Below are 5059 nucleotides of genomic sequence, written 5' to 3' on the forward strand. Positions count from 1 at the left end.
CAATAAGTACGTCACGAGTCCGGCCTCCGGCTGTTTACGGCAAAAAGCCCGCCTGACTGACCAAAATCCGCTCTTCCGGAAAATGCCGCTTCAGTTGCTCCAGTACTTGCCGGTAAGCATCCCGGTCATACCAAGCCTCCAGCCCGAGCGACTCGTAAATGCGGCGGATGCCGAGACGCTCCGTGCGCCGACCGAGGCTGCCGTCGCCCATGAAGAAGTCGTCGACGACGAGCCGCGTCACGCCGGTATCCCGCAGCGCTTGCGCGAAGCCGCCGCTGTTCGGCAGCACGGGCGAGACGGCCGCTTGCGCGGGCACGCCCGCTTCGACAAGCTGGCGCAGCGCCCGCAGCCGGGCGGGGATCGGTGGCGCGGCAGGCGTGAACGCTTTGCGGATCGGCTCCAGATCGGTCTCGATCGTGAGGCTGACGCGCACGCGCGTTCCAAGCCGCTGGAGCAGATCGATATCCCGGGTGACGAGCGGGCTCCGCGTTTGCAGCAGCACAAAGTCGGGAGCATCTCCTTCCGCCATCGTTTCGAGCAGAGAACGGGTCAGTCCGGTCCGATATTCGACCGGCTGGTACGGGTCCGTGCTGGAAGACATAAAGATGGAAACCGGCCCCTTGCGTTTCGCCCGGACGAGTTCTTTGACGAGCAGCTCCGCGGCCGACGATTTTACGTCGATCCAGCTTCCCCAAGGCTCCGGGCGAAACTTCGCCACCGGCATTTCGCGCACGTAGCAGTAGGTGCAGGCGAAGGCGCAGCCGGAATAAGGATTGAGCGTATGCGTATAGCCCGTCAAGTAACCGGTGGCCGCATTGAGCAGCTGCTTGGGGGCTTTAAACGTAACGGTCGGAAGCACCTCCCGCACCTCGCTTCGCTTGTAAAATGTGGAAGTAACTGGATCCTTGCCCCGGTTACTCAATCATAATCCGCACGGTATCGCCTTCTGCTATCGTGCCTATGCGCTCGACGGAGCAGACGATGCCGCGCCGCTTCTTCGCGGCGGCCGTGAAGCGGGTCGCTGCCGCAGGATAGCCCGTCGCTTCGGCGATTACTTCGCCCGGCCCCGTGCAGGGCAGGTTCTCGCCTTCGCCGATCAAGCCCGTTCCGGCAGGGAACAGCAGGCGCGCGCCCTGCGGCAGCAGCGTGAGGGATGGATATCCCTCCAACAGCAGATTGGCGCCGAGCCACTCGGGAAGCACTTCAGGCAGCCCTAGCCGCTCGGCGATTTGAGCTAATTCCTCGACGGAGACGACGCTGATCTGTCTCCGGTTGGCAATGTCGGTGCCGCGCGGATAAAACCGCTGCCGGCTGTCGGCAGGCCGCGTGAGCCCGTAATGCCGATCGCCGGGAATGCCGGCAAGATCGACGGTGACGGAGCTTTCCCGCGCGGTGACGAACGTATGCGGATCGCGGGCGGCCATCACGGCCTTGACCCGGGCTTCAAAAGTTTTCATAGTAGCGAATTTCCCCTTTCCGTACAAGGTTAAGCTTACCAGAATGGTCCGCTAAAGGACAAGAAACCCGGCTTCCGCCAAGGGAAACCGGGTTTTACTGTGTGAACCGCAAGCGGCAGCCGGATTACTCGCCGGCCGGCATAGCTTCGGGGGATGTCATTTTGTCGTAAAATTCCACGAAGTTGTCCTTTTTGTCGCTGGCGCGGACTGCCATGGCCGAACGCGGATGATCGTTCAATACGCCGGCGATCATGTAAGGAATGATGTAGCCCCACTCCCACTTCTCTCGCATGGTGATCATATGCTTCTCAATGATGCCGAGAATCGGACGAACGTCGTACTTCGGATTTTTCAAATGGCTGACGATCAGCTCCGTCGGGCAGTTGCCGGCAGCTCGTCCCATGCCGTATACGGAGGTGTCAAGGAACTCGACGCCTTTGGTTGCGCCCATAATCGTATTGGAGAAGGCGAGCTGCATGTTGTTGTGCATATGCAGGCCGAGCTTCTTGTTCGGCAGAAGACGCTGGAATTTGGAGACGAGATACTCGACGTCCCGGTAGTCCATGCTGCCGTACGAATCGACGATGTACACGACATCGACCGGACTCTTGGCAATTTCTTCGAACGCTTCGTTCAGATCGTTCTCCATCACGTGGGAGAGCGCCATAATGTTGATGGTTGTCTCATAGCCGTAGTCGTGGAATTTCTGCACCAGATCGAGCGCTTTATCCACGTCCTTGATGTAAGTCGCTACGCGGATCAGGTCGAGCAAGCTGTTTTCCCGGGGGAGAATGTCCTTCTCGTCAACGCGTCCGATGTCGACCAGCGCAGACAGCTTGGTGTCGGTCTTTTGCGGGATGACTTCCTTCAGGAAATCCTCGTTCAAAAAGCGCCAAGGACCCGCTTCAGCGCCTTTCAGCAGCTTAGCCGAGTTTTTATAACCGATCTCCATATATTCGACGCCGGCTTCGCTCAGACCGTAATACATGTCTTTGACAAACTCGACGCTAAAATCCCAGTTGTTGACCAAACCGCCGTCGCGGATGGTGCAGTCCAAAATATTGTGGTTTTCCCTGACCATAATGATTGACTCCTCTCCAAAATAGGCGACCGCTTCGTGACTTTTAAGCTTTTAAGCAGTAAAGCATACGTTTTATAATTAATATTACATATGGCTCGCCACTTGTCAATGATAACAAATTCCCCGTACCGTTGGCAATCTCATAATTCACCGAAAATAAGCAAATGTTGCAGGATTTTCCGGGCTTTTGTGGAAACTTGCATTATAATGGTGACAGACTTGCGGATTTTGCGGGACAGGAGGGTGAGACATGCTCAAATTCAATATCGCTTTTATTCGCAGCGGCGATCGTTTGCTCATGCTGAACCGTGGGAAAGCGCCGCTGCTCGGACTGTGGAACGGGGTCGGCGGTAAGCTGGAGCCGGGAGAAACGCCGCTGGCGAGCGTCATACGGGAAATCGAAGAGGAGACTGGGCTCCGGCTTGAAGAGGAGGCGGTGCGCTTCGGCGGGACCGTGACGTGGGAGGTGGACGGCCGGGATGCAGGGGGGATGTACGCTTTTATCGGAGAGGCTCCGGGTGATGCGCTGCCGGATTTGCCGATGGAGACGCCCGAGGGCATCTTGGCGTGGAAGCCGGTCGAATGGGTGATCGACCCGGAAAACTACGGCGTGGTGCAGCATGTCCGGCATTTTCTTCCGGCGATGCTGGCCGGAGAGCCTTGTGCGGAGCACCGCTGCTTTTTCCGCGAGGGAAAGCTGCTGACCGTCGAACGGCGGCCGCTGCAAGAGGTCGTGCGCTAAGAATGACGCGCCGATTTTTGCAAAAGTAAAGACGTCCCGCTTCCTTACTCCAAAAGTAAGGATACGGAACGTCTTTTTGGCGTGCCCGCGCGCTAAGGCGTCCTGATCAAGCACAGGCCGCCGATGAGCGGCAGCGGCTTCATCCACCCGTTCACGACGTTCAGAATGCCCATAATGAATAGAACGAGCAGGCCGAGATTAGCCAGCGGCACGAGCAGCAGCCCGATCAGCGGCAGCAGCCCGAGAACCAGATTGGCGGCGATCGAGATCAAGAGCAGCACCAGCCCCTGATTGGCGTGATACATGGCAAACCTCGACTTCGGAGCGGCAAGCAGCGGCACGAAAAATAACAAATACGCCGCAGCGGCAATCCATTGGTTCAAACGCACGTCCTCCGGCTCGGGGCTTTCGGGCGGTCCGTTGTACATGGCGTACACCTCTTTCGGATCAGAATTTGGCGAAGCCGGATAAGGGAGCGGTGTCGCTATCATCCTATGCCTTCAGGCGAGGGAGTATGTGCCGCGCTTGGAATAAGCATCCTTCATCGGGGCAAACTAGAGCCAAACGTGAACCTATTACCGACAACCGGAGGAACCTTATGAGCAGCACACCGATTTTGTTTCAATTCGATTCTCAGAATGCGGCCGCCTTGGCCCAGGATATGCTGGAGGAGCTCGGGTACCGCGTGAGTCCGCATACGAACCTGAAGCAGCCGACTCTGCATGTCATCGTAGACCGGCACGATCTGACGTCCGCGCTCGAAATCGTCCAAGCCTATGGGGGACGCTTGATCGAAGCGGAAGGCTCGCTGAGCGAAACCGCCGCATTCGCCATGGCTTACGATCCAGACAGCCTGATCCCGATTCCGGCGCATTTCGTGAACGACGATTGGACCGAAAGCGAACCGGCCGTATCCGCTTCGGATTATGTCAACCGATCCAGCGGCGCATATAATGACGAAGACGTGCCGTTCGATCCGTCGGGCGACGACTATAACGGCTTCGATGCCGGCCTGCGTTTCTAAAGGGCAAGCGGCGGTCCGTCGCAGCGTCCGGACAGCGGTACCCGGCGAGACGCGGGCCGCTGTTTCTTTTTTTTGGTCCGGTCCTTTTTTGTTGGCCGTTCCTCACATCCTTTGACCGGTAAAACAAAGTTGCACGGGACCTATTTTTATTGGCGGGTAAAACACTGTTTCTCTAGACCCACACGGTTTTCGTCTGATATGATGAGCCTGACTTCAATCAAGGTGATTTTGGCAAGAGCAATGGAGGGGAACCGCCGTGGAAACGCATGATCCGTTAAAAGAAGGCGAAAAGGGCGCGTGGGTCAGCATTGTCGCGTACATCCTGCTTGCCGCTTTTAAGATCGGCATGGGGTATACGACCGGTTCCGAGGCGCTCACCGCCGACGGAATCAATAACTCGACCGATATCATCGTATCGCTCGCCGTACTGATCGGACTGCGCATTTCGCGCAAGCCGCCGGATCGGGACCACCCTTACGGGCACAGACGGGCCGAGACGATCGCCTCGCTTGTCGCGTCGTTCATTATGGCTGCCGCCGGGATTCAAGTCGTGCTGCAGGCGTGCAAGAGCTTTTTCGTAACAGACCGTCAGGCTCCGGATTTGCTGGCCGCATGGATTGCGCTCGGGTGCGCGGTCGTCATGTGGGGGGTATACACATATAACAGCCGTTTGGCGAAACGGTTAAACAGCCAGTCGTTGAAAGCGGCGGCCTACGATAACCGGTCGGATGCGCTTGTCAGCATCGGGGCGGCCG

Annotated in this window: 7 protein-coding genes; 3 read left to right on the plus strand and 4 right to left on the minus strand. The window is 57.7% G+C overall.

The annotated features are described in order from the left end of the window. Positions 1 to 34: 34 nt before the first annotated feature. The 3 genes from QJ48_RS23905 to QJ48_RS23915 all read right to left on the minus strand — a co-directional run bounded on the left by QJ48_RS23905 (position 35) and on the right by QJ48_RS23915 (position 2538). Positions 35 to 859: a radical SAM protein gene (locus QJ48_RS23905; protein WP_054975974.1), complete on the minus strand. Its 825-nt coding sequence runs from the start codon at positions 857 to 859 to the stop codon at positions 35 to 37. A 55-nt stretch (positions 860 to 914) separates the two neighbouring features. Continuing rightward, positions 915 to 1457 carry an MOSC domain-containing protein gene (locus QJ48_RS23910; protein ID WP_054975969.1) on the minus strand — a complete coding sequence of 181 codons (543 nt, stop codon included), beginning with the start codon at positions 1455 to 1457 and terminating at the stop codon, positions 915 to 917. Positions 1458 to 1581: 124 nt separating this feature from the next. Beyond that, positions 1582 to 2538, minus strand: coding sequence for an aldolase catalytic domain-containing protein (locus QJ48_RS23915; protein ID WP_054975970.1), 957 nt, complete (start codon positions 2536 to 2538; stop codon positions 1582 to 1584). A 250-nt stretch (positions 2539 to 2788) separates the two neighbouring features. On the opposite strand from QJ48_RS23915, the gene QJ48_RS23920 reads away from it, so the two are divergent. Beyond that, positions 2789 to 3280, plus strand: coding sequence for an 8-oxo-dGTP diphosphatase (locus tag QJ48_RS23920; RefSeq protein ID WP_054975971.1), 492 nt, complete (start codon positions 2789 to 2791; stop codon positions 3278 to 3280). Between the two features lie 92 nt (positions 3281 to 3372). Here the strand turns inward: QJ48_RS23920 and QJ48_RS23925 are convergent, their stop codons facing one another. Further along, a complete protein-coding gene (locus QJ48_RS23925; RefSeq protein WP_054975972.1) occupies positions 3373 to 3708 on the minus strand; it encodes a hypothetical protein in 336 nt (111 codons plus the stop codon). Between the two features lie 170 nt (positions 3709 to 3878). Between QJ48_RS23925 and QJ48_RS23930 the strand changes: the two genes are divergently transcribed. Together QJ48_RS23930 and QJ48_RS23935 are read left to right on the plus strand one after the other, a co-directional pair. Further along, complete coding sequence (locus QJ48_RS23930; RefSeq protein ID WP_054975973.1) at positions 3879 to 4304, plus strand: hypothetical protein; 426 nt, start codon at positions 3879 to 3881, stop codon at positions 4302 to 4304. A 256-nt stretch (positions 4305 to 4560) separates the two neighbouring features. Beyond that, a partial coding sequence (locus tag QJ48_RS23935) for a cation diffusion facilitator family transporter (RefSeq protein WP_157261740.1) occupies positions 4561 to 5059 on the plus strand: 499 nt, incomplete at its 3' end.

The sequence above is a fragment of the Paenibacillus sp. A3 genome, from assembly GCF_001399685.1.
Classification (GTDB): Bacteria; Bacillota; Bacilli; order Paenibacillales; family NBRC-103111; genus Paenibacillus_G.